Source organism: Paenibacillus sp. FSL F4-0087, assembly GCF_038020215.1.
Lineage (GTDB): Bacteria > Bacillota > Bacilli > Paenibacillales > Paenibacillaceae > Paenibacillus > Paenibacillus taichungensis.
Window position 1 is genome coordinate 378388 of sequence record NZ_JBBODJ010000001.1, and the last position, 25827, is coordinate 404214.

General features: G+C 47.4%; 22 protein-coding genes. 7 read left to right on the top strand and 15 right to left on the bottom strand.

Going from position 1 to position 25827, the window contains the following annotated elements:
• Nucleotides 1-18 precede the first annotated feature (18 nt).
• The 3 genes from MHB84_RS01850 to MHB84_RS01860 all read left to right on the top strand — a co-directional run bounded on the left by MHB84_RS01850 (nt 19) and on the right by MHB84_RS01860 (nt 4136).
• A complete protein-coding gene (locus MHB84_RS01850; RefSeq protein ID WP_076289463.1) occupies nt 19-2046 on the top strand; it encodes a beta-galactosidase in 2028 nt (675 codons plus the stop codon).
• 413 nt (nt 2047-2459) lie between these two features.
• Nucleotides 2460-3431 (top strand): helix-turn-helix transcriptional regulator, encoded by a 972-nt coding sequence (locus tag MHB84_RS01855; RefSeq protein ID WP_076289462.1) that lies wholly within the window; start codon nt 2460-2462, stop codon nt 3429-3431.
• Between the two features lie 18 nt (nt 3432-3449).
• Nucleotides 3450-4136 carry an AlkZ-related protein gene (locus MHB84_RS01860; RefSeq protein WP_076289461.1) on the top strand — a complete coding sequence of 229 codons (687 nt, stop codon included), beginning with the start codon at nt 3450-3452 and terminating at the stop codon, nt 4134-4136.
• Nucleotides 4137-4246: 110 nt separating this feature from the next.
• Here the strand turns inward: MHB84_RS01860 and MHB84_RS01865 are convergent, their stop codons facing one another.
• Together MHB84_RS01865 and MHB84_RS01870 are read right to left on the bottom strand one after the other, a co-directional pair.
• Nucleotides 4247-5761 (bottom strand): UxaA family hydrolase, encoded by a 1515-nt coding sequence (locus MHB84_RS01865; protein WP_076289460.1) that lies wholly within the window; start codon nt 5759-5761, stop codon nt 4247-4249.
• On the bottom strand, nt 5761-7275 hold the full coding sequence (locus MHB84_RS01870) for a tagaturonate reductase (protein ID WP_076289459.1): 1515 nt from the start codon (nt 7273-7275) through the stop codon (nt 5761-5763). The genes MHB84_RS01865 and MHB84_RS01870 overlap by 1 nt, the downstream gene beginning before the upstream one ends.
• A 201-nt stretch (nt 7276-7476) precedes the next feature.
• On the opposite strand from MHB84_RS01870, the gene MHB84_RS01875 reads away from it, so the two are divergent.
• From MHB84_RS01875 to MHB84_RS01885, 3 genes are all read left to right on the top strand, one after another.
• Nucleotides 7477-8358 (top strand): AraC family transcriptional regulator, encoded by an 882-nt coding sequence (locus tag MHB84_RS01875; RefSeq protein ID WP_076289458.1) that lies wholly within the window; start codon nt 7477-7479, stop codon nt 8356-8358.
• A gap of 136 nt (nt 8359-8494) precedes the next feature.
• Nucleotides 8495-10483, top strand: coding sequence for a GTP-binding protein (locus MHB84_RS01880; RefSeq protein ID WP_076289457.1), 1989 nt, complete (start codon nt 8495-8497; stop codon nt 10481-10483).
• 17 nt (nt 10484-10500) lie between these two features.
• Nucleotides 10501-11178, top strand: coding sequence for a tetratricopeptide repeat protein (locus MHB84_RS01885; RefSeq protein ID WP_076289456.1), 678 nt, complete (start codon nt 10501-10503; stop codon nt 11176-11178).
• 169 nt (nt 11179-11347) lie between these two features.
• On the opposite strand, the gene MHB84_RS01890 is transcribed toward MHB84_RS01885, so the two are convergent.
• The 13 genes from MHB84_RS01890 to rpiA all read right to left on the bottom strand — a co-directional run bounded on the left by MHB84_RS01890 (nt 11348) and on the right by rpiA (nt 23413).
• Nucleotides 11348-12403: a phosphotransferase gene (locus tag MHB84_RS01890; RefSeq protein WP_083678914.1), complete on the bottom strand. Its 1056-nt coding sequence runs from the start codon at nt 12401-12403 to the stop codon at nt 11348-11350.
• A 121-nt stretch (nt 12404-12524) separates the two neighbouring features.
• Nucleotides 12525-13136, bottom strand: a complete 612-nt coding sequence (locus MHB84_RS01895) for a GDSL-type esterase/lipase family protein (RefSeq protein ID WP_341142994.1) — start codon at nt 13134-13136, stop codon at nt 12525-12527.
• 210 nt (nt 13137-13346) lie between these two features.
• Nucleotides 13347-16514: an MMPL family transporter gene (locus MHB84_RS01900; protein ID WP_076289454.1), complete on the bottom strand. Its 3168-nt coding sequence runs from the start codon at nt 16512-16514 to the stop codon at nt 13347-13349.
• Nucleotides 16511-16969, bottom strand: a complete 459-nt coding sequence (locus MHB84_RS01905) for a MarR family winged helix-turn-helix transcriptional regulator (protein ID WP_076289453.1) — start codon at nt 16967-16969, stop codon at nt 16511-16513. The genes MHB84_RS01900 and MHB84_RS01905 overlap by 4 nt, the downstream gene beginning before the upstream one ends.
• 213 nt (nt 16970-17182) lie before the next feature.
• Nucleotides 17183-17620, bottom strand: coding sequence for a GNAT family N-acetyltransferase (locus MHB84_RS01910; protein WP_076289452.1), 438 nt, complete (start codon nt 17618-17620; stop codon nt 17183-17185).
• A gap of 63 nt (nt 17621-17683) precedes the next feature.
• Nucleotides 17684-18670 (bottom strand): N-acetylglucosamine kinase, encoded by a 987-nt coding sequence (locus tag MHB84_RS01915; protein WP_076289451.1) that lies wholly within the window; start codon nt 18668-18670, stop codon nt 17684-17686.
• A 122-nt stretch (nt 18671-18792) separates the two neighbouring features.
• Complete coding sequence (locus tag MHB84_RS01920) at nt 18793-19506, bottom strand: class I SAM-dependent methyltransferase (RefSeq protein ID WP_076289450.1); 714 nt, start codon at nt 19504-19506, stop codon at nt 18793-18795.
• A gap of 17 nt (nt 19507-19523) precedes the next feature.
• Nucleotides 19524-19874 (bottom strand): hypothetical protein, encoded by a 351-nt coding sequence (locus MHB84_RS01925; RefSeq protein ID WP_076289449.1) that lies wholly within the window; start codon nt 19872-19874, stop codon nt 19524-19526.
• A gap of 56 nt (nt 19875-19930) precedes the next feature.
• Nucleotides 19931-20902 carry an alpha/beta fold hydrolase gene (locus MHB84_RS01930; protein WP_083678913.1) on the bottom strand — a complete coding sequence of 324 codons (972 nt, stop codon included), beginning with the start codon at nt 20900-20902 and terminating at the stop codon, nt 19931-19933.
• 58 nt (nt 20903-20960) lie between these two features.
• Nucleotides 20961-21470 (bottom strand): response regulator, encoded by a 510-nt coding sequence (locus MHB84_RS01935; RefSeq protein ID WP_076289448.1) that lies wholly within the window; start codon nt 21468-21470, stop codon nt 20961-20963.
• A gap of 174 nt (nt 21471-21644) precedes the next feature.
• Nucleotides 21645-22103 carry a MarR family winged helix-turn-helix transcriptional regulator gene (locus tag MHB84_RS01940; protein WP_024630132.1) on the bottom strand — a complete coding sequence of 153 codons (459 nt, stop codon included), beginning with the start codon at nt 22101-22103 and terminating at the stop codon, nt 21645-21647.
• A 14-nt stretch (nt 22104-22117) separates the two neighbouring features.
• Nucleotides 22118-22717: a GNAT family N-acetyltransferase gene (locus tag MHB84_RS01945; protein WP_076289447.1), complete on the bottom strand. Its 600-nt coding sequence runs from the start codon at nt 22715-22717 to the stop codon at nt 22118-22120.
• Nucleotides 22718-22741: 24 nt separating this feature from the next.
• Nucleotides 22742-23413 carry a ribose-5-phosphate isomerase RpiA gene (rpiA, locus tag MHB84_RS01950; RefSeq protein WP_076289446.1) on the bottom strand — a complete coding sequence of 224 codons (672 nt, stop codon included), beginning with the start codon at nt 23411-23413 and terminating at the stop codon, nt 22742-22744.
• Between the two features lie 631 nt (nt 23414-24044).
• Between rpiA and MHB84_RS01955 the strand changes: the two genes are divergently transcribed.
• Nucleotides 24045-25787 (top strand): methyl-accepting chemotaxis protein, encoded by a 1743-nt coding sequence (locus tag MHB84_RS01955; protein WP_076289738.1) that lies wholly within the window; start codon nt 24045-24047, stop codon nt 25785-25787.
• The last annotated feature ends 40 nt before the right edge of the window (nt 25788-25827 follow it).

Genomic DNA, 25827 nt, shown 5'->3' on the forward strand with positions numbered 1-25827 from the left:
TACAAGAGGTGAACACATTTGATTAGCAGCAAGTTACCCAAAATGTTCTACGGCGGCGACTATAACCCTGAACAATGGGATCATGAGACACATCTTGAAGATCTGCGCATGTTCCAATTGGCAGGTATTGATATTGCGACCATCAACGTATTTTCATGGGCACTGATTCAGCCTGATGAAGTTACTTATAATTTTGAAGGACTCGACCAGTTAATTAACAGTCTCTATGAAAGCGGTGTTTACATTTGTCTCGCGACAAGCACTGCTGCCCATCCAGCATGGATGGCGAAGAAATACCCGGATGTACTGCGTGTGGATGCCGATGGACGCAAACGCAAATTCGGTGGACGGCATAACTCCTGTCCGAATAGCCCAACCTACCGCAAATACTCCGAGAAAATTGCAGACAAGCTGGCGGATCGTTACAAGGATCACCCGGCTGTGCTTGTATGGCATATCTCCAACGAATATGGCGGCGACTGTTATTGTGATAACTGCGAGAAAGCGTTCCGCGTGTATCTCAAAGAACGTTATCAGACCCTGGAGCAGCTCAACAAGGCATGGAACACCAATTTCTGGGGGCACACATTCTACGATTGGGATGAGATTGTACTGCCAAGCAATCTGAGTGAGCACTGGGGAAACAACAATTCCACCTTCCAGGGCATCTCGCTTGATTACTCCCGCTTCAACTCCGACAGTATGCTTGATTGTTACCGTCTGGAATATGATGCGATCAAAAAACATATCCCGGATTCGGTCGTTACAACCAATCTGATGGGATTCTTCAAACAGCTGGATTATTTCAAATGGGCTAAATATATGGATATCGTCTCCTGGGACAGCTATCCGGGTCTTGCGACTCCGGTAAGTTTCACAGCTATGGCTCATGATCTGATGCGTGGATTGAAGGACGGACAGCCGTTCATGCTCATGGAGCAGACACCAAGCCAGCAAAACTGGCAGCCTTATAACTCATTGAAACGCCCAGGCGTTATGCGCCTGTGGAGCTACCAGTCCGTTGCTCATGGCGCGGATACGATCATGTTCTTCCAGCTCCGCCGTTCGGTTGGCGCCTGCGAGAAATATCACGGTGCAGTTATTGAACATGTCGGCCATGAACATACCCGTGTATTCCGTGAAGTCGCGGAGCTGGGCAAGGAATTGCAGTTGCTGGGAGACAAAACGCTGGATGCTACCGTGGATGCCAAAGTGGCGATTGTGTTTGACTGGGATAACTGGTGGGCAATCGAGAAATCCAGCGGGCCTACGGTTGCACTGAACTATGTAGATCAAATTCACAAATACTACGCTGCCTTCTTCCGCCGCAACATTCAGGTGGACATCGTTAGTGTGGATACCGATATCAGCAAATACGACATCGTGCTCGCTCCGGTACTCTATATGGTTAAACCAGGCTTTGCTGCCAAGCTGGAGAAGTATGTTGAAGCAGGCGGTACATTCCTGACAACCTTCTTCAGTGGTATCGTCAATGAGAGTGACATCGTAACAACCGGTGGTTATCCTGGCGAACTTCGCAAACTGCTCGGTATCTGGGTCGAAGAAATTGATGCACTGCTGCCTGAGCAAAGAAACCGTATTGTCATGAAAGAGGCTTATGGGGATCTTGAAGGAGAATTTGGTTGCGGCATGTTGTGTGACTTGCTGCACAGTGAAGGTGCAGATATCATTGCCGAGTACGGGGACGATTTCTACAAAGGCATGCCTGTGGTAACCCGTAACACCTTTGGTCAAGGTGAAGCCTGGTATGTAGCTTCCGATCCGGAAGATCGATTCCTGGACGGCTTGCTGGGACAACTGGCTGCAAACAAAAATATTGCTTCTCTTCTGGATACTCCAGAAGGTGTTGAAGTGACTGCTCGTACCAAGGATGGACAACAGTACCTGTTTGTCATGAATCACAATGCTACCACTCAATCCTATGATTTGGGCAAAGCTAAGGCTCATGATTTGCTCACAGATCGGTCACTTTCAGGTACGATCGAGATTGAAGGACGTGGTGTGCAGCTGCTTGAAATGAAATAATATTCGAAAATTAATGATACAACATGTTACATGGAAATCGCACCGATCACTATCCGTGGCTTAAAAACGTGTCAATTGTTAAAATTTAAAGTATTATATGATTGAACTTGTTTCAATCTGCTACTTCCCGTATCCGTTTAGACCGGATACGGGTTTTTGTCATTATTTGTGAGGCTATCGGTTAGAAGGAAATACCGAGAAGCGAAGCGAATTGGACGAGACACACAATTTAACGACGCCCCGCCGGGAAAAGGAAGCGACCCTCCTAAAGTAGGCGCTGCACTGTAAAAAATAAATAATATAATGCTGCGAAATATTGGTGACAATCATGATGTCACTTATACACTGCTACAATGAGAGGAACACTCCAGCATCCTTTCCGGCGGCGCAACCCTCGAAACGGAGTGGCTGACATGAATAGAACAAATCGGCTTGCCGCCATCGTTATGGCATTGCAGCACGGTCACGAAACGGCACATTCACTTGCAGAAAAGTTTGAAGTTTCCCGCCGTACCATCCTGCGGGATATCCAATCTCTCTCAGAGATGAATGTCCCGATCATTGCTATCTCCGGTCCCGGAGGCGGCTTCAGACTTATGGAGGGGTATGTACTGCCCCCACTGCAATTAGACCCGGTTGAAGCAGCTACTCTCATCTTTGCTCTCGAAGGCCTAAGCCATTATGCAGATACCCCTTTTCAAGAGAAGCGCTGGACATTAATGGACAAAATCAAAAGCATTATTCCGGATGATGTCAAAGCAAGGATGGACCCCATGCTCAAACAACTGCAGCATGATGTTCCCGAGCGAAACTACATCCTTCATCATCTGGAACCGCTTCTGGCTTGTATCCCGGAACAGGGGTGGCTGCGTATGTTGTACCGCTCTGCTTCCCGTCAACGCTGGCTAACAATCTGCCCCATTCGAGTCTATGCTTCAGCCGGTTTCTGGTATTGTGAAGCGTATTCGGAGGAGCACGGTGAACAGCGCCTGTTCAGGGCAGACCGCATTCTGGACGTTACGCCAGTTGAGCTGCTTGAATCACAACAGCTGGCAGAAAAGGCAAAGCGACAGCGCAGCAAACCGAAATCTCCCGATCCTTCTCCGACCCGTGTTACCGCACGTCTGAGTTACAGCGGAATGATCGAGGCAGAACAGGACAAGCATATTGGAGAACGGATGACCGAGATTGCTCCGGATGTCTGGGAACTGTCCTTTCTTTGCCCTCCTGGTGAGTGGGCCTGGGCTGTACGATTCTTTTATCGACTTGGACGTGAAGCAGAAGTACTTGAACCCGAGAACCTCCGCTGCGATATTCGCAAACATGCCGAGGAAGTCTACCAGAAGTATCTTACTTCCAACAATAATCGTTGTAACACACGCTAAAAAGGAGCCTGCCAAATCATGATGAATGAGCATGAATCGATCGTTACTTACGAAGAAGCTGTGCAGCGAATAGAGGCTGTGGGACTGCTCCCACTCGCCCCTTTATTTCCTGAATACCCTTCATTGTCCTCTATAACGCCTCAAGAAAACTGGCACAAGGATAACGAGCTTGATCCTTGGTTGTGGCGTTCACGTCTGGCTGAGGAAGGGATCGCTGCCTACGGCAAATTTCTCAAAAAGAAAGCCGTTCTTGTCTCACGCGAATATTTCCCATGGGTGCACCGTCTGCTAGCGGACTCCAGAGTCATGGAAGAACAATATGACGCGGGTCTCCTCTCTCGAGAAGCATTCAAACTGTATGAGATAATCGAGAAGCAGGAGGGGATTGATGGACGGAAATTACGTTCACTGGCAGGTTTTGGAGCCAAAGAGGACAAAAAAGCATTTGATCAGGGGCTGCTGGACCTTCAAAGCATGTGTGCCATTGTCATCTGCGGCACCAAAGAAAAAGAAGGCCTCGCTGAAGGCAAGGTGGCTTGGAACAGCTCTGCTTATGAGACCTCAGGCTGCTGGATGAAGCGTCAAGGTATTGAACCGTTTGAGGGCAGCGTTGCAGATGCGAGCGAACTTCTGGTACAACAATTGGAGAAACACACTTCTGCTGCCGCACTGATCAAAATCAAAAAATCCTTTGCCATAAAGTAATTGAAACGCCCTTTGAACAACAAATCCCGGTAGCCGAAGAGGGCCACCGGGATTTATTGTATATACTTTTACCATACATGCAACAGATATAAAGCAACGAACGAATACAATTACAGGATGACTCCATCCTTGAATATCGCAATTTCCCGAAATCCATGCTGCTCGCTGAGTGTATGCGCCCGTCCTGAAGCAATATCGATCAGTTGGCTGAACAGCTGCACTTTCACGTCCTCCATCGTCTTCCCTTCCAGCAGTTGACCTGCGTTAAAGTCGATCCAGTGCTTTTTCCGATTTGCGAGGTCAGATTGGGTTGCAATTTTGACGGTAGGTACCGGGCCTCCAAACGGCGTTCCGCGACCTGTCGTGAAAAGAACAATGTGCGCACCCGCAGCTGACAGTGCTGTAACAGACACGAGATCATTCCCCGGAGCTTCCACAATGTTCAGGCCAGTTTGAGTGACACGTTTGCCGTAACGAAGTACATCAACTACGGAAGAACGTCCTCCCTTTTGCGTACATCCCAAAGATTTTTCTTCCAGCGTGGTAATCCCGCCTGCTTTATTCCCTGGTGAAGGATTTTCATATATATTCTGACCGTGGTTCACAAAGTATTGTTTGAAACCGTTCACCAAGTCTACCAAATCATCAAATACCTGCTCATTGGCCGCCCGATTCATCAGAATGGTCTCTGCACCAAACATCTCGGGAACTTCGGTCAATATAGCCGTACCTCCGGCAGCAACCAGCATATCCGCAACGGAGCCTACGAGCGGATTCGCCGTAATCCCGGACAGACCGTCCGAACCGCCGCACTTCAATCCAATTTTGAGCTTGCTCAAAGGTAGCGGCTGACGCTGTTCATGTTCGACGAGCTCCACGAGCTCTTCCATCAGACGAAGTCCTTCCTCAAGTTCGTCATCAGTTTCCTGCGCTTTGAGAAAACGGACTTTCCCCTGATATTCCGGTGCGATACATTCACGGAACTGGTCTACCTGATTATTTTCGCAACCCAGACCAATGACCAGCACGCCGCCAGCATTCGGGTGTTCTACCAGGGAAGCCAATACCTGCTGCGTATATTTCAGGTCATCTCCAAGCTGCGAGCAGCCGAACGGGTGTGGGAAATGATATACGCCATCCACCCTGCTGCCGAACTGAGACTGGCCCATCCGAGCCAAAGCCTCACACACTTTATTAATGCAGCCGACCGTATTTACAATCCAGATTTCATTACGAATACCTGCTTCACCGTTAGGGCGCAGATATCCATCAAATGAACGCAGATGTTCAGGAGGCATGTCCGTCTGGACAGGTGGTCCCGGCTGATACTGGTATTCAAGTAAACCGTGAAGTCCTGTTTTTAGATTGTGACTGTGAATCCAGCTACCCTGTTCGATCTGTTCCTTGGCTATCCCAATGGAAAAACCATATTTCATCACATCCTCACCCGGTGCGAGGGTATGCACAGCAATTTTATGGCCTTTGGGTACGTCTTCCCTTAATGTAAAAGCAGTGCTGTCTGGCAGGGTAATATGTTCCCCTTTTACATAATCCCGAAGAGCTATAATGACATCATCCTGCGGTTGAATCGCGATCCAGTCATTAACTGTACGTGTTGTGTTCATTAACTCTCACCTTCCAGCAAACCAATTTCGTGAACGAGTGCTTCGCGAAGCCCCTCTCGATCATCCAGATTCTCTCCCCAGATCGATACATCAGATAATACAGCAGCGACACTCTGGTCTAATTGCTGCTTATCCCGCTTCAAAGGATCATAACTATCCCAATGCTTGGCGAGTGCAGCCAGTACATCCGCATCATCCCGAAGCAGGACAGATTCACCGTTCAGTCGCTGTGCCATATAACCATCCGGCGTGTTCACTGGACGATACAGACACAATAATCCCGCAAATCCCTTTACGAGCCGGTAAGGCCAGGTTCCCTGATTTTGCTCATAGGCCAAAAGTGTAGGCAGCACACGGACCTTGAACTTTCCTACTGTATTTAATGCAATATCCTGCAGCTTGTGATTAATATACGGATTGAGGAAACGTTCAAACACTTCCCCTGCGTACTGATCCAGATTATGATCCGGCATATCCAGTGCAGGCACGATCTCCTGATGTACCGCTTCTCTGACCCAAGAGCCAAACTCTGGGTCTTCCATCGTCTCTCTCACATATTCCTTGCCTTGCAGAATGCCGAGCGATGACATGAGAGTATGAGCACCATTCAGAATACGAACTTTGCGCAACTGAAAAGGTTTCAAATCCTTCACCCAATGTACGTTGAGCCCCGCCTGTTTCAGGGGGAGTTTCTTGTCTAGTACTTCATCTGCCTGAATGGCCCAGAAATGATATGGCTCAGCCGTATTGACCAGTTGATCCTCGTATCCCCAGCGATTGGTCAGGGAATCGGCTTCTTCCGTAGTCGGTGCACCCGTGACAATCCGGTCAACCAGATTGTTCAGGAACAAGTTATGGTTCTCAATCCATGAACGAAAGCCTTCAGAATAACCAAAATCCTCACTATGCCGCAGCACACAACTGCGCAGTACATCCCCGTTGCCCTCAAGCAACTCACACGGCAGGTGAATCAATCCTCGGGAAGGGTCCCCATCAAACCGCAGATAACGTTGATGCAAGAAGACTGTCAGTTTACCTGGAAACGATTGTACCGGCTCACCCTGCGTGTACTCTGAATACGTATATTTCAATCCCGATTCGGTTGTATTGGAGATGACAAACTCTAGGGAGGGCAATTCCGCTAGTTTCAGAAAATCCTGCCATTCTTCGTACGGATTAATACACTGTGAAAAAATCGAGATCATTTCTGTACGCTCCACTGCTTTTCCCTGTGACAGTCCCCGGGTAATCATCGTGTACAATCCATCCTGATCACGAATTTGTTCCAGCTTTGCCTTTCCCCCAGGTCGAGGTTGGGTCACGGCAACACTGCCATGGAATTTGCCTTGTCTGGCACTCTCATGAAGCATCCAGTCTACAAACCCACGCAAAAAGTTGCCTTCCCCAATCTGTAGTACCTTTACGGGACGTTCCATCACTTCTTTGCATTTGCGCTGGTTATCACTTCCAAGCAGATTCAGCTTTAGCCGTGGCCTTTTCGTGCTCGCCGACATGAACACTCACCTCATCGTTTTATTTGTCAATATCAGATGTCACGCTGCACAGAAACAGCTGCTTACACTTCCATTGAAAACGCTTTAAATTCATTGTATCATCAATAAAAGGAAATTTAATTGCTTATATTGCGGTAAATGTACTCTTTCATGATCAGATGTAAGCACTTTTTTGTTAGCACTGTTTTGAAAGGAGATCGAATGGAACGTTCGCCCGTTCGTACAACCATTCAGGCGGAATCGGGGATTCCCTTTCGTCTGGTGTATGCAGATACCAAGTCCCCCCAGAACGAGTTGCCGGATCATCTTCATGACTGGCATGAAATTATTTATGTATATCGGGGTCAGGGCACCATTTTCATTGATACTAGTCTTGAAGACATGCAGGAGGGCGATTTGTTTATCATTCCTGGCAGCACGGTACACCGCGCATTACCGGATGCCGGGAATCCGGTGACTTCGTCGGCCTTGTTCTTCAGTCCAGGATTACTGGCCTCCACAGCGGGAGGCAGTGCGTCAGCCATGCTCTCTCTATTTGAACGCTGCCGCAAACGCAGGGTGTACAAGAGGCATCTAGAAGCCACGGAGCAAGCACAGGTGGCTGCATTAATTGACGACATTCATGCAGAATTCCAGTTAGAACATCACCTGAGTGCCCACGCCGCTCTGCTGCGGTTGCAGCTCTTACTTATATATCTGGAGCGATTGGAGGCAGTTGGTCCTGCAAGTCCTGCCAGAACTGTTCCTGGACCAAGCTGGCTCTCCTCTACGCTGATTCATATGGATGAAGAGCTGCGCAGTGGCCTTTCCTTGCCGGAACTGGCACGGCAGGCAGCCGTATCCCCGGCGCACTTCAGCCGTGCCTTCAAAAGATATACCGGCATGACGCTAACTGACTATGCATTGGCCCGCCGGGTCATTATGGCAAAAGAGCATCTGCTTCGAAGTGATGAGACGATGGCCGTTGTTGCCGATGCTTGCGGTTTTGAGAGCCTGCCCCATTTTTATAGACAATTCAAGAAACTGACGGGTACCACACCCGCTGCCTACCGTAAAACCATGAAGAATCAGGATCAAACGTGATTGTCACGACATCCTGAAATGTAGAGATTTGTCTGTGTGTAACATATTCTTCCATACTATTCGTGTGGTATGTTATAATACTGAATTACAATGTCGGAAACGATGCGTTTCTGCTGCCAGAGGAGCCTTACATCCCATGTTAAACGAATTGAATCGCAGAAATATCGGCATCTTCGCACACGTCGATGCAGGGAAAACAACAACGACAGAACATATGTTATTTCAAAGCGGTGTCGTACGCAGTCCAGGTCGCGTAGATGACGGAACTACAGCCACAGACTCTCTGGATATTGAAAAGGAACGAGGCATTTCCGTGCAGGCAGCTATGACCTCTTTGATCTGGAAAGATACGATTATTGATCTGATTGATACGCCGGGACATATCGATTTCAGCTCTGAGGTAGAGCGAGCCCTGCGTGTTATGGACGGAGCCGTACTGATTGTGTCCGCCGTGGAAGGGGTCCAATCCCAAAGCGAGACCATCTGGCATGCTCTCCGCTCGCTTGGAATTCCTACCCTGATTTATATGAACAAAATGGATCGGGTTGGTGCCTCTGCTGAGACGGTTATTGATCAGATCCGCTCCAGCCTATCTCCTTTCGTATGCGAGGTCCAATCCTTTCGTATGAATGAAGATGTATTTGAGGGCATTGACTCCTTATGGAATGATAGCCAAACGCAAGTGAAGGGTTCTTCTTCATCTATCCCTGGCCTTTTTGAATTACTTGCCGAACTGGACGAAGATCTGATGGAAGCCTACATTAATGGTGAAACGCTACCTGCTGACCAGCTAGATGAAGCATTTCGCAAAAAGGTGCATCAGGGCGAAGTGTTCCCCATTTGTTATGGTGCTTCTGGCAAAGGGATCGGCGTAACCGAACTGTTGGATGCCATCATCGAATTTCTTCCAGCACCTGCACAGCCTCAAGAACCTTCAGTATCCGGGGTTGTATTCAAAATTGAACGGGATAAAACGATGGGCCGTACAGCCTATGTTCGCATGTATGGTGGCAGCGTGCATAATCGGGATACGATCTATAACTCCACTCGGAAGCTGGAAGAGAAAGTGACACAGATTCGCCGAATGGATGGTCGGAAATGGGCGGATACCGGTGCTGTTCATGCCGGACAGATCGCCGCACTGTACGGACTAAGCGAAACCCATGTTGGTGATATTATTGGCAGCCCCGAAGGTGTGCCTCCTGTACCCCAGCTGGCTGTTCCCTTGTTGACCGTGCAGGTCCATGGTAAAGACACAGCTCGTTATCCTGACCTTGTAGCGGCATTGCAAGAGCTGACGGATGAAGATCCTCTACTCGATTTGCAATGGTTGCCTGAAGAACGGGAACTGCATCTTAAAGTCATGGGAACCATTCAGCTTGAGATTCTGTCCAGCCTGTTGATGAGTCGTTTCGGACTGGATGTCGTATTTGACCCACCGTCCGTCATCTATAAGGAAACCCCTCGTTCTTCCGGGGAAGGATTCATCGCATATACGATGCCCAAGCCCTGCTGGGCCATTCTTCGATTCAGCATTGAGCCTTTGCCACGTGGCAGCGGTCTGATCTACTCATCCACTGTCCGGACAGATCATCTCCTGCTCCGTTATCAGAATGAAGTAGAACGCCGTATTCCCGAAGCGCTATCTCAGGGTTTGTTGGGGTGGGAAGTTACCGACCTGCGCATTACGCTAATCGAAGGAGAGCACCATGTCTGGCATACCCATCCCCTGGATTTTGTAGTAGCTACGCCGATGGGAATTATGGATGGGTTGGCAAACACAGGTACAACCCTGCTGGAACCCATCCTGAATTTCCGGTTAACGGTTCCGGAGGAGTACGGCGGCAAAGCGCTTAGTGATCTGGTACATATGCGAGCAACCTTTGAAGCGCCGATCATCGGAGGCGGACGATGCATCGTTGAAGGACGTATGCCTCTGGCAAGCTCCATGGATTATCCGGTGAAGCTGCGTTCAGAGACGAGCGGACGCGGGGTACTCACGACTTCTTTTGCCGGGTACCAGGATTGCCCTTCGGATCAGACCCATACGCGGAAGCGCAGAGGAGTTAACCCGCTGGACCAATCCAAATATATTTTAAGTGTTCGAAATGCGATTACATCATAAATGGAGTTGACTTTGTCGTGCTGATTAAATTTCTAATCTTTGGCCTGCTGTGGCGGATTGTAGGCAATCCATTCTTGGCGGTTATTATTTTCCTCATCATTCTGTATTTCCTGGATCGTCGCTATGTTGGGGTGATGCCAAGCTTCATGAAGCCACTTAAACGTATGCGTAACATCTCACGGCTCCGGCAGCAGCTTGCCATGAGTCCGAATGAAGTCTCTTCCAAGCTGGATCTGGCCCGTCTGTTGATTGAACGCAAACGTTATAGCGAAGCTCATGCCTTGCTGCTGGAACTGGAGCGTCCTTATGAACAATCAGCCGAATATTGGGAGGCGCTAGGCACAACTGAACTCCATCTGGGCCAAACGGAAGAAGGCGAGCGTCATATTTTGCAGGCACTGGATATTAATCCAAGGGTGAAATATGGACGTCCTTATCTGACACTTGCAGGTGCATTCAAGGATAGCCACCGGGACAAAGCGCTGGCATACGTTCAGCAATTCCAAGAGATTCATTCCTCATCCAGTGAAGCGTATTATCTGCTCGGCTCGGTGTACCGCTCCCTTGGACGTACCGCAGATGCCAAGCAAGCCTATGAGCAATCACTGAACGTGTATCGCTCCCTGCCAAAATATAAGAAGCGCCAGGAACGTCGCTGGGCTGTTCGCAGCTGGTTCCGCAAGCGTGGACTGTAAGGGTACTTGATTACGTTAGATTGGACATTGGATTCGACGTCGTGAATTTGCAATGAACGCATCCCTTCCATTCATTCGTGATAAAAATTTCACCAAATAAAAAGAGCACTGATTCTTGCCTCAAGGCAGAAATCAGTGCTCTTTTGTTATACATCCACATGTTGCAGAGTTAAATCAGCAGCTTACGCAGCCGTTCCTCATTACCTTTCATCCAGTCTATCCGATCCCTCAGCTTCCTGATTTGCTGCACAGCCACTTCAGGCCCATCTGTACCTTCGAACAATCGACTGATAAAATGCATCACCACATCCAGACTTCGAAGTAAAATAAGCGCTGGAATCACGTCCAGCTCCTCTGGTTTTAAGTTGACCTGTTGCCTGAATCCCTGAATCATTCCCTCCAAAGCCTCCCACATCCATGCCTGCTCCTTGTCCATCGTCAGCAGGTCAGACATGGGCACAGCAAGCTCCATTACCCGCAGATCCCATGTGGCAAATTCAAAATCCAAAATAGCACATATGATATCCTGAGAGTCTGCCAATACATTGGATGCATTCAAATCCCCATGGACCAATTGATGTGGCAAAAGCTCCATACCTCGCAGCGTATTGAATAAGTCTGGCAATACAACTTTCAGCTTCTGCAGATCATCTGCACATGCCATCAGCGTATCCGGGGGTGAGGTGCATAGTTGTAACAATTTCTCCGGTGAACAGAGCGGGTAAGCCTCCTGAATCTGATAATAGGGCGGATAAACGGGAGCCAGGGATATGGGAAGGTGCGCCATAACGGAAGACAGCATGCCAGCCGCCCTGCCCAGTCCGCGCAGCTGCTCTGGTGTATTCCACACGGGATTATGTCCCTCACGATAATGGAACAACGTCACAATTTTGCTCCGGCCCGAGGAACGATCCTGCACAGCTAGAAATGTTGCATGCTTATCATCAGGAAGGCTAACGGGCGCAGGCACATGAAGCTCAAACTCTGAACGTGACAAGGCAGACAGCACCTCATGTTCAAAAGCAATTTTCATTTGATCATTATGCGTTTCATACTGCCTCAGCACGTAACATTCTTCGTCTATCTCTACCATGAAGGTAGAGTTGTTCATGCCTCCCTTTCCACGCTGAGCTTTCCAGTTGGACGTGAAGCCATATGAGGATAAAACGGTGGATATGAGCTGCTGTTCTGAATCATTTAGGGAACCTGAATCGATGATGTGCACCAAAAATAACTCCTTTACCTCACATAATACAACCTCTATATGTCCTCATCTTAACGGAAGTATTTCTTACGGTCTAGTCAGCTCCAAGTGAATAGTCATTCTAAGCTTAACTGCCTGCTGATCAGGCAAATGGATAGTACCCTGTACGATTCAGCTGTTCTGCAATCACGCGATAGCCTTTTGCATTTGGATGAACCCTGTCCCAAAATAACAGTTCACGTTCACGCCCTTCAAACCGGTCATAGACCTGAGCACAGGCATAGTTCCCCGATCCTGCACTATTCAGAAAGGAATTATACTGCCGCACCCAATATGCAGCTTCCGCCGCTTGCGGATACGGGTTGTACAACCCAATCGTACGGACCATATATACACTGTTTCCTTTCAACTGCCGGATATGCCTCATAATCTGGGACACGTTACTGCGAGTATCCCCAAGCACCTGTGTCATTTTACTTGCATTCGGGATCCCGCCACTTGCTTTGAATGTACGAATGAGATCGTTCCCACCAATGGACAACGTAATAATATCCGCCTCACGCAGTGATTGGCGTACTCTTGGATTGTTGGATATCATCTGCAGCATTTCCCCTGACGTAAGTCCATTCACGCCCAAATTCTCCATGGATACAAACGTACGCACATTCGTTTCTGCCATTCTCCGATATAAAGGAACAAAGCCGGTGCCCAGCAGCGCTCCTGTACCTACCGTTAATGAATCTCCTATAGCCACATATCGATATACCATCCCGCCGCCCCTCTCTGCTGTGTTATAAACCACTCCATATACAATTCCTATATATCGTATGAGAGTAACGGAGACAAGGCGCGGGATGGTGTCCGTAGGCATACACATTTATTTGTCCGTTTCATAAAAGATTGTTCAAAACAACACAGAAAGCCCCGCCGGGGATCCAGCGGGGCTTTCATATATCATTTTACATTACATGCCTATATTACGATCCGAATCAACGGAATCTGCCTGTTCCTTGTTCGGGAATGGCCACCAGTTGGCACGGCCAAACATTTTCACCATTACAGGAACGAAGAATGGCAGGAATAGCAGAGAATACAAGATCAGTCCGCTGAGTACAACCGTCGCAATTTGCATCATCGAAAGAACTCCCGATGGATACATTGCGGCAAAGGTACCACTCAGAATGACGGCTGCAGACAGGATGACCGTACCCATGTTTTTCATGGCGTACAGTATGGCATCCTGGACTCTCATACCTTTGTTCTCATTGAAACGGTCCATCAGGAAGATGCTGTAATCCACTCCCAGTGCAATCAGCATGACAAAGCCGAAGAACGGCGTAACCCAACTGATACCCGAGAACCCAAGTATATTCACAAAGATCGCTTCAGTCAGGGCCATCGATGTGAAATACGCCAGCAGCAACGAGACGATCAGATACAGCGGCATAATAACTGAACGGAGCAGCAGAACCAGAATGATAAACGTTCCTGCAAGCATCAGCATAACTGTGCGCGTGTAGTCGTTGTTGGAGACTTCCTGCAGATCTGCAAAGGTACTGGTTACCCCACCAATTGCAATATCCGCTTTTTCGAGTGCACTACCTTGTACGGCACGATGTACAGCAGCTTCAATATCCGGAACACGATCAATCGCTTCAGTTCCATATGGATTTTCCGCAAAAATAACGTCAATCGTCATCGTTTTCCGATCTTTGGACAGATACGTATCGAATACCTGTGTAAAGTCTTTACTATTCAGTGCTTCTTCAGGAACATACCAGCCTGCCAGATCGGAATCAGGAGAGTTTTGCAATTGTGTCAGGTAGTCCTGTGCTGAATCGAGTCCACCTGAAACCTGTTCGATTCCATCTACACTCTGATTAAGACCATCTGTCAATTGAGTCAGTTGACCACTCAGATCCGAGAAGCCTTGCTGAATTTTTTCTTGGCCGCCCTGAAGCTGACCAAGTCCTTTCTGAATTGAAGGAATTTCACTAATCACTTTACCTTGACCGTCAGCGGCCTGTTTGAGACCGGATTGCAACTGACTGATTCCCGTCACAATCTGACCCAGACCATCGGCAAGTGCCTTCTGTCCGGAAGTTGCGGAGGCAAAGCCAACGTTCGCCTGATTAATTCCAGCCGCGGCTTCTCCCAGCTTGGTTTGAATTTGACCCAAACCTTGAGCAAGCTGTGCCGTGCCGGTACCTGTTTCACCAAGGGTGCCTTTGACCCGCTGATAATCGGCGTCTTGCAGCAAATCAGGATAGCGCTCTTCAAGCGCTGTGAACGATTCATTCAAGCTGGTCAACGCTGTAGATACACCTTTGAGTTGTTGTTGCAGTTCACCTACACCATCACCCAGCGCTGCGACACCTGCTCCTGCCTGACGATAGGCTTGAAGCAGCTGATTGTTGGCCTGTGCAAGTTGATCTGCACTCGTTTTGGCTTTTTGCAGACCTGCTTTTAGATCACCGGCGCCCGAGGAGCCGTCACGAATTCCTTTTTCAATCTGCTGAAGTCCTTCCGACAACTGTGTAATACCAGACTGCAGTTGGGAAGTACCTTTGGTCAGTTCTCCAGCCCCATCCGCAGCTTCTTTAAGTTGTGGTTCATTTTTGCTTAACTGACTGCTGGCTTCGCTCAGGCCATCACGGATTTTATCCAGACCCGTTTTACCTTCGCCCAAACCATCAGACAATGTCCCTACTTGTTGTGTCACTTCAAAATCTTTGATCTCATCACCGGTTGGACGTGTCATACTGCGGACACCAGAGATCCCTGGCACCTTCTCCACTTCCCGGCTGATTTTTTCAGCGAGCGCCATGTACTTGGCGTTATCCATAGCTTCATCATTCTGGATCACGACCTGACCAGGTAAGGATTCACCCGGACCGAAGCTGTCCGAAATGATATTGAATGCTTTGACCGAATCATATTTCTCACCAATCTCATCGAGACTGTTAAACGACAGTTTGCCATCGTAAGTTGCCAGCAAAGGCACACATACCGCTGCAACGATGAGCAGAGCTGCCCATGGACGTTTTAGGGAGAAACGGCCGGCTGCACCATAAATCTTGCTCTCGGCATGTTCCAGTGAACCCTTGGAAGGCCAGAACAACCTTTTGCCCAGTACTGCCATGAAAAATGGAACAATCGTGACTAATGCCAGCATCATCACCGCAATACCGACAGCAACTGCTACCGCGGAACGATACAACATAAACTGCGCAAAACCAATGGCAATGAATCCAACCAGCACGGCCAGTGCTGAGAAGAATACCGTTTTGCCTGCTGTGCGGTACGTTGCAATAATGGCATCCCAAGTATTTTCATGATGAGCCAATTCTTCCTTAAACCGGCTAATCAACAGGATGCAATAGTCCGTACCGATCCCGAACATGACTGCCACCATAAAGATCTGCGTAAACGTCGATATAGGGAAGTCAAGTCCGTCCACAAGGAACGCGACAATCTGCTGTGAAACAATGTAGCTGATCCCCACCGTAAGCAGTGGAACAAATGGAGCGACAAAAGAGCGGAATACAAGAAACAAGATGAGCAAAATAAATACTACAGTAATGTACTCCGATTTTTTGAGTCCTTCTTGGGAACTTTCCACCGTATCCTCATCAATCAAACCTTTACCGGTTATGTAATGTTCCACATTGACCGATGACAAAGCTTCATTGAGGTCTTCGCGCATTTCCTTGACTGTACGGTCTCCCTGATCAATAGAAAGCGACGTCAAGATCGTCTTGCCATCCGCAGAGATCATTTTGTCTGATAATTCAGGCTGAGAGAAAGGCTCCAGTATGGACAGAATGCCAAGCTTCTCCTTTTCTGCCTCCAGTTTCTTAACGGCCTGTTCTGCCTCTTCTTTACCCTCGGCACCCAAACCATCCGGATTATAAAAGACAAGAGCCAACTGGCTGCCCTGCTGCTCACCCTTTTGTGCTGCAGCTTCTTCCAAAATCGCCGCTGCCTGGGTGGAAGAGTGTCCTTCAGGAACCGAAAACTGCCCCTTTTCCCGAATCAATTCACTCATGTTAGGGGCGGTGAACATTAATACAGCAGCCACAACAACCCATAGCCCCATCAACCACCATCGCGCTTTCAAAATCGTTCTCATTCGTTCTCCTGTCCTCCTTCATGCGTTAGTAGAGCTGCCAGCTTCTCAAAAGATTCAATGAAATTCTGAACCTCTTCCGGTTTGAAATGGACCAAATACGGCTCCAGAAGCTGCTGTATTTCCTGTTCCGTTTCCTTGTATACTTCACGTCCATTGTCTGTCAGAGTCAAATAGACCACTCTACGGTCGCGCTCATCCCCGGCCCGATGGACCAGATCCCGATCCACCAGCTTGTTAACCAGAGCAGTGATACTGCTCTTGCCCACACATAAAAGCTCTGCCAGATCAGAGGGCGTGCATAACGGCTTCTCTTCGATCAAACGAAGTGCACAGAACTGATCAGTAGTAATCGTTTGCCCCAAGCGTTCACGTATCTGGGTATCAAACCGTTTGGTTACCAGGAAAGAAGCATCCAAATAGCGGTTAACCAAACTTCTAGCATCTGGTGTGTTCATTCTTCATTCTCCTTCCCTCAAAATATAGTTCACTTATAGAACTATTCTCCAATGAAACTATTCTATAATGAAACTATATTGCAAAGCAATACGTTTTTCCTATTTTTTTTAAACAAACGACAAAAAAACAGGACGTCCGACTCAGCTGCTTCGCCAAATCCAACATCCTGTTATGATTATGCTCTCTTTACGTTACACAGTAGTAGACAGTTACTAGTCTTCGTCTTGCTCCTCGTCTTTTTCCAGCACACAGCGGAATCGCTCCACACCCGGATACAGCTCACCCAGGCTGTACACTACGAATCCGGTATTTCGATAAAATTCCACAGCTTCCACATCGGTCTCTGCGATCAGTCTGTCGGGGTTATATTTGGCCAGCACCTGTGATATCATGCCACGACCATAATTTTTAAAACGATTCTCAGGCAGAACTGCAATATGATGAATGGTGATCTCACTCGTTCCTGTAGATTCATATCCAATCAGACCGATCAGCTGGCCTTCGTCTTCATAACCGTCCAAATGCAGCTCTTCCTTATCAACATACTGTTGTAACGCACGATTCAGGTGATCCGGGTCGGGAAAGACCGAGTAGGACAACAGCTCCTGTACTTCCGGCTCCTGTATGCGTGATTTCAATTGAATTAACACCCTGATTCCTCCTATACCTTGCTTGATTCCGTTATCGTATTGTAGTCGTTAGCCTTTAAAAGTTCAAGTCGTATGCCGTTTCAGTTCCGATTGGAGATCAGACGTGATGCCTTCCGGCACCTGAATTCCTGCCAAATGATATGCATCCAGCAGCGCACCTCCGACTGCCGGCACATGGCTGGTAATGTAATGAATCTGTTGTCCACCCGGTGTATAGGCTGCATCCAGCCCCTTTCGAACGGCCTCCACCATATAAGGTGTACTCAGACAACTTCCTGTAAGCGTCATGCGCACCTGTTGATCTTCAAAACATGATGCAAGCATGAGAATACCCACAACGGCCGTATCCGCTGCTGAATCACATACTCTGACCGCAAGGGGAATATTTTCGGCTGCTGCTTCGGTAACTAAAGGAGCCATTTGACCAAATATCCGATTGATGGCCTGTCTATTTTCAGCAAAACCTGATACGCCCAGTGCAGCAAGCTCCGGAATCGAAGTTACATTCCAATAGGCTAATAGCTGTTCGATCCAGGGTTGGTCCTGCGGACCATAACGTCCCGCAAGGATGGAATGCACCGCGTCATAAGCCAAAAAACGAGCTGCTGTTGGCGCATAGTGGCCAAACTGGTCATTGCGGAGCCAGGTCCCTTGTTCCGTTTTACCCAGAATCAGAGAGCCTGTGCCTCCAATAGCTACAATGCCTGGCTCACCGCCAAAAGCTGCCGTATGTGCAATATGTGTGTCATTTACTGCGCTGATTCTGCCTAATATACCGGTTTGGGCGAGTAACGCTTCAGCCCAGACTGTATCTTCAGGCCGATCCAGGCCTGCCATCCCCGCCTGAATAGAAGCAATCTGATTCACTTCTAACCCAGCTCCGCGAATGGCTTCAGCAATGCCCTCCAATACATTCTGCTCTGCATTGGCATCATGATAGCGGTTGCAACCGCCTTTTTGCACATAAGTCAAAACCTTTCCGTTCTCATCGGCTAATGCTACACGTGTATGGCTTCCCCCGCCATCCATCCCAATCACATATGTACTCATTCTGATCCCCCATGTTCTGGTGTGATGATGTCCCCTGTCCCATGATGCTTCTCGTGATGTTCCTATTAAGCTACCGAGTAATACGAACTGCCGGGACCTTACTACGCGATCCCGGCAGGCTGCTACTGCTTCTGTGCAGCGAAACGAAGCAGTTCACAACGGAACTGTGTCGGTTCATCATATTTTTCCTCTTCGATCGTCTGTGTTACATGTTCCTGAAGAAGGATATTCCAATCCGTATAAGCCTTCTCCAGTAATGCGATAGCCTCCGTTGTGGGCAGATTCAATTCAATCAACGGCTCAAGCTCCCGTCCTGTGTTGATTTCCTTTTCCTCTACACTTGTACTCATCGTGATACAATGAATGCCGCCTGTACGGGTTCCCGCTTGCAAACGTTCAATAGCTTCCACTAAAGCTTGTTTATTTGATACATGTTCCAGACAAGAGCAAGCAGCAATATAATCAAAATGATCCGGCTCGATAGCGTAATGCTCAACATCTGCTTTCTCTGCTTGCACGATATGATCAACCTGATATTCTTTCGCATATTTGCGAAGTCCATCTACAGCCTCATCCAGCAAATCCACCCCGATAACTTCACTGTTTGTTTGCCCGAGACGCTGTGCAATGGGTATCGTATGTCTGCCTACACCACATCCCAAATCGAGAACTCGCAGTTCCGTCTTATGGGCAAGCAGACGCTCCAACATATCCATAACCATAGGCATGGGCCTCGCCATCCAGGTACCGGACGCGAATAATTCATTATTCTGATAGAAGTTAGAATGGTAACCTGCCTCTGCTTTCCGTGCAGCCTCAAATTGTTCATTTGCCATAAAAGCACCTCCATAGATTAGATATTAATCGTCAATGTCCCCGAAACTGCAAAGAGAATAATGGTGAGAATGACCATCACTACAAATGCCCCAGTTACGAGTAATTTACCTGTATCCTGCTTATACGTATTGTCACTAAATAACATCACGCCGCCGATGGTCATGGCTACCGGAGGAAGAAACAGTGTCATCAGAACAAGCAACACAATTGAATATCGATCCAATATCAATTCATCATTTTCAATCATGTGCGGTTGTTCAGGCTGAACCGTTTTGGTAGTAACCAGATTGCCGCAAGATTTGCATTTGAACTCATTCTCTGCCATTTTTTCATGACAATATGAACAAACTCTAGGTGTATATGGCATCTTGCACCTCCCCTTAAGGACATCTTCTACTTAATACCCAGGTTGCTTTATTGCAATCAGATGAATGATGATACTGCAGAAGAATTCGATAGGTTCTTTGTCAAAAAGGATTCCAGCACCTCCTCGTATCGGGGACGATCCACTTGAAACGCTGTTCCATGACCCGCACGGGGGATAGTCAACAGTTCTTTTTCTGTCGGACAAGCTTCATATAGTCTGTAAACCATTTCTGTCGGAACAAACCTATCTGCCTCACCATGAATAAAAAGAACAGGAACTTGAACTTTGGTGAGTTGATTGAGTGCCGATGCCTCCCCAAAGAAGTAACCTGCCTTCCATTTAGAGATAAGACTGGTAACGGGTATAAATGGAAATGCGGGCAGCTTGTATAGCTGCTTGAGCTGGAAGGTCAGTTCATCCTTCACTGAGGTATACGCACAATCCGATACGATGGCCTTCACCTGATCAGGGAGAGCTTCACCACCTGTCATTAATACTGTAGCGCCTCCCATCGAAATTCCATGCAAGATGATCTCCGTCTCTGTGCCGACCTTGCCCAGAACCCAATGGACCCACTGAACATAATCTCTACGGTCCAGCCAGCCGAATCCGATGATATTGCCTTCACTTTGACCATGAACCCGATCATCCGGCATCAGCACGTTGTAGCCCCGCTTTTCAGCATAAAAGCGGGCAAAGCCCGCCATCTCTCTGCCTTTTCCCGAATAACCATGCGCCAGGATAACCGTTGGATGCTGCGATCCGTTGGGGGAAGGAAGCCATGTTCCATGCAGCTTTAATCCATCATGGGATTCAACATATATATCTTCGATTGGCTGCGTATCAAGCCACGTCAAGTCAGACGCACTGCTTATTATTTCGTTATCCGGTTCGGGCATCAGATTCGGATTGTCAACCAGAAATGATTTTGGAGCACGCCGAATGGCGGTTTTGAAGAAGTAAAGTCCACCTAACCATAGTAAGGCAAGAACGATCAGCACCAGAACCGCAAGGCTGTATAATAACATGAACATCCCCCTCTCTTTCAGTCGATCTTCCACGTGAAACAAGTATGTATACTATCTATCATTTCGTAATTTCTCTGGGCTGTGATGCTTGTTGCCACTTCTGAATCACGTTGTTTAGAGCTTCAAGCGTGAAGGGTTTACCAATAAAATCATTCATCCCGGCTTCAAAACATTTCTCTTTCTCTCCATCCATCACATTTCCTGTCATCGCAATAATCGGAATAGGGTGCCACATCTTATCCTGTTCTATGGCTCTGATATGACGTGTAGCCTCCAGTCCATCCATTACAGGCATCATGTTATCCATCAGGATCATACTATACTTATTGCTAAGAAAGGCCTCGCTAGCCTCTTCCCCATTAGAGACGGTATCCACTTGCGTCATGCCCAGCCTTTTGAGTTGCATCTTCACAACTTGCCGATTGATGGCGTTATCATCTGCAAGCAAGATTGATATCGGAAGAGATATACAACTCTGCTCTTGGCTCCCCTTGCCGTGAACCATCTGATTGGATAACGGTTCAATCGTTTTGTGCGATGAGTTCTTCTCTCCATGTTCATTAGACATCACATGATCACTCTCCTAATCGCGAATTAAGCCCTACTGCTTATACAAAGGCTTTCTCAATCTCTTGCAGCAGCTTCAGCAGCCTCGATCGTCCCCGTTCAAATACAACCTATTTATTCATTATACATGAACGACGAATGGCATACATTCATATAAAAAAACTGACCTGCGTTATTAACGCAAGTCAGTTTTCCCCTCTGCGGCGAGACCAAGCTTTTTTAACAAACGAATCGCATCCGCCTTTTCCGAAGGTTCCAGCCCATCCACCGCATCAATGATCACCTGGTGGTGCTGAGGAAAGATTTGTGTGAACAGATGTCTTCCTTCCTCCGTCAATTCAGCGTATATGACACGCCGATCTTCCTTGGATGCTCGACGAATCAGCAGATTTTTGTTCTGAAGCTTGTCCACAACATACGTGATATTGCCGCTGGACATTAACACTTTTTCACCGATCTTTTGCAACGCCTGCGGCCCTTTATGGTATAACAAATCAAGCACGCCAAATTCTGTTGTATTCAGTCCATGACTCTGGATATCCCGATTGGATCTGGATGTAACGGAATTATATGCGCGAGCGAGAACCACAAATAATTGTAAAGACAGTTCCCGATTGTCCTCGTTGTTCGGCATTTCTTAATCCTCCATCACTTGTTTACATTTCGAGCTGCGCCTGAAGATCGTATCTGCTCCCACTCTTCGCGCAGCATTCCCATACGAATCGAATCATAATGCTTGCCATCCACGATGCGGCATTTGCGCATGCGTCCTTCTACCTGCAGTCCCGCCTTCGAAGCTGAACGCATCATCCGTTCATTGCCTGACCAGGTCGTCAACCCAACCCGGGCCAAGGACAATTTCTCGAATAAGTAGCTGGACCATATCTGAAGTACTCGCGTGCCGATCCCGTGCCCCCATTGGGCTGAACGATACAGCACTATTCCCATTTCCAGCCACATGGATGGACGATGTTCCCAATAGTAGCTGATTGTACCGACGATTCGTCCATTCAGCTCAATAATTCGAATGGAGTCCGGATCAACATTGCTCTGAGTTGCTTCAAGTCTTCTTAACATGCTCCGTTCGAAGTCTTCGTAGCTCTCATGTTCAAGGGCATAATATGGCGCATCCCATTGCTTCCATTCCGGTACGTCTTCACTGTAGATCAATTCATAGAGTTCAGTCAGATCTTCTTTCTCCACACATCGAAGAACAATCTCACCATCCACTAACGGGTTTTCCCTCATCTATGCAATGACCTCACTTTCCGTTCATGAACGATGACGCTCATCGATGCTGCCATCATCCTTCGCAAGAATGACGGTGTCCGCCATTTTGATAAACAATCCATTATCGACAACACCTGGGAGCATATTTAACTGAACGTTAAGCTCCGCAGCATGTTCTATGGCTTCCATGCGGCAATCTGCAATGAGGTTTCCATTATCCGTAAGATAACGTTGATCCCCATCCATACGCCATTCCGGATGACATCCGAGTTTCTCCAGCGCCTGGAAGGTCCATTCTGAAGCAAACGGAACCACTTCAACTGGCAACGGGAATTTCCCCAGCTTTTGTACGGCTTTGCTGCCATCCGCCACAATAATCAGTTTGTCACTGTTTGCAGCTACAATTTTCTCACGCAAAAGCGCCCCGCCGCCACCTTTGATCAGGTTAAACTCAGGATCAACTTCATCTGCACCGTCAATGGTAAGATCCAGACGTCCAATTTGATCAAATGGAACGATCGGAATTCCCCACTCTTTGGCGAGCTTGTCCGATGCTTCCGAAGTAGCTACAGCCTGAATGTTCAACCCTTCACGTACTCGCTCACCAATTCGACAAATAGCGTAATACGCCGTTGATCCTGTACCCAATCCAACCTTCATTCCATCTTGAACATATTCTGCCGCGCGTTCAGCTGCTATCTGTTTAAGATTCATCTATAAACCCCCGCCTGCTCATGATTTGAGAAATGCATACTGTAGTTATTATAGATAAAACCGCTTCCGATGTATATCTGTGCATGACTTGTTGAACTGGAAAACTTGGCCTGTTTCTCCGCTTCACATGTATCATTGATGTTGCTTATGTACATTCTTGGTTAGCTTCTCCTCCCTGATATCTGATTTGTGTGGCAGAAGAAAGTCCGTTTTCTGTCGTTTTCACTATTTTTTCAATGTTTTAGGATGTTTTTTAACCCACCATGTTATAGAATACAGAATGAAACTAAAAAATGGGAATTATTTTAAATAAACAGTTCTAAATACCTAAATCACTCCTTCATATGTCCATAAATACGTAAAATATTAAAAAAGTTTTAACAAAACTATTCAATTTGACGACATTTTATACGACATATTAAGTATAGATGTGTTTTAATAATTAGACACCCATGGGTATCTAGGTAAAAATATCTCTACATAGCGACTAGAAACCCAAGACCATGGTCGCATATTATACCTTTGGAGGGGATACGGGAATGACTTAATTTGCATCATGAAGACTTCAGCATATTATCAATTCAAAGAAGATCAGGAGTGGACTTTAGTGAAATCATTAAGTTGGAAAAGCATGTCTTTTTTCTCCAAAAATCTGTTACTTTCATTTACTAACATCATTATTATCGGCGTGGCACTTATTGCCAGCAGCTATTACTTTCAAAAAACGATTCTCGTTGACCAGCTACATGGTCAAGTAGAACAAATCACCAAAAAATGGGCAGAGGGCATTGATTCCACCGAAGTACAGGCTGCTATTACAGAAGCCAATTACGATGGAAAAGCACAAACCAAATTGCGTGCCTATTTCGATGAAATGCAACAATATTATCCCAACATTGCACAAGCCTACATCTTTGGTGTAGAGCTGGGTGGAGATAACAAGCGGTTAACTTCCCTGGTTGCCATGCCAACCAATCTGAAGGAAGCCTTCCAGAGTGAAAATGTAAATATCGGCGACATGTATGAACAGCCTGTCGTTGTGGCAAATGCACTGAAAGAAATGGTGAATACGGATCGCCCAACGTTCACCACATTTTATTCCGACGACTTCGGAACCTGGACAACCATTGCTTATCCGATCAAGGATAGTAATGGCAAGATTTACTCTTACTTTGCAGTCGATGCAGACGCATCAGCAGTACCTGCCGGACTGAACAAATTGCTTAAGAACGGAATAATCATCCTGGTAGCGTTCCTGCTGTTGTTCCTGATTATCCAATATCTTGTTGTCAAAAACACGCTCTCCCCTATTCGTCACCTGATCAAAGGGATTGATGACGTAAGCCGGGGTAATTTGAATGTCAAAATTCCGACAGGCAAAGACGATCTGGGCATTGTGAACGAAAAGTTCAATACCATGGTTCGCAAGATCAACGATACCATCGTCAAAGTACAAATCACTTCGCAAGAAGTTAACGAGTCTGCCAAGGAACTGTATGAAGTCTCCGAGAGAAACAGCGAGAATGCTGATACTATTAATAGTAATGTTACTCAGATTACATCCAACATTCGTGCGCAGGAACAGGCGACCCGCGATAGTGCCCGTGCGATGTCCGAGATGGCTGTCGTCATTCAGACTATTGCCAGCAGTTCAGCGAGTGTAGCTGACGAGGCCTATGAGATGGAACGTCGATCCCAACAAGGAAACAGTGTGGTTCGTCAGGTATCCGAACAGATGAATCTGATTACGGAATCTGTTAAAAACACCGCATCGGCCATTCAGGTTCTGGAGAGCCGCTCGCAGGAAATTGGCGATATTCTAAGTATCATCTCAGGCATTTCCAGCCAGACGAACTTGCTTGCACTCAACGCATCGATTGAAGCAGCACGTGTTGGTGAAGAAGGTCGAGGATTCGCGGTTGTAGCAGGTGAAGTACGTAAGCTTGCTGAGCAGTCTGAAGAATCCACGAGCCAGGTTGCCGTACTGATCCAGGAGATTCAGGCTGAAATTAGACAAGCCGTTCGTGCGATGGAACAAGGAACGTCTGAAGTGGATACAGGGCTCAGCGTAGCTGATCAAACGGGTCAGTTGTTCGAAGAGATTCTGGAAGCAGCCAAGAAAGTATCGAATCAGATCCAGGAAGTATCCAGTGCTACAGAAGAAATATCTGCAGGTACAGAAGAAATGACCGCAACTGCGGATGATTTGTCTGCGAGTGTGAGTAAGACAGCTGATAATAGTGAACGGATTTCTTCATCTGTTGATGAACAAAAAGCATCACTGATTACACTTGTTGATTCCTCTACCCGTTTGAACAGCATGTCTGAGGAACTGCAAGAACTGATTTCGCATTTTAATGTAAGTAAACAATAATTCAACCCACAACTTGAACGGTTTGAACCAAGGAGGAACA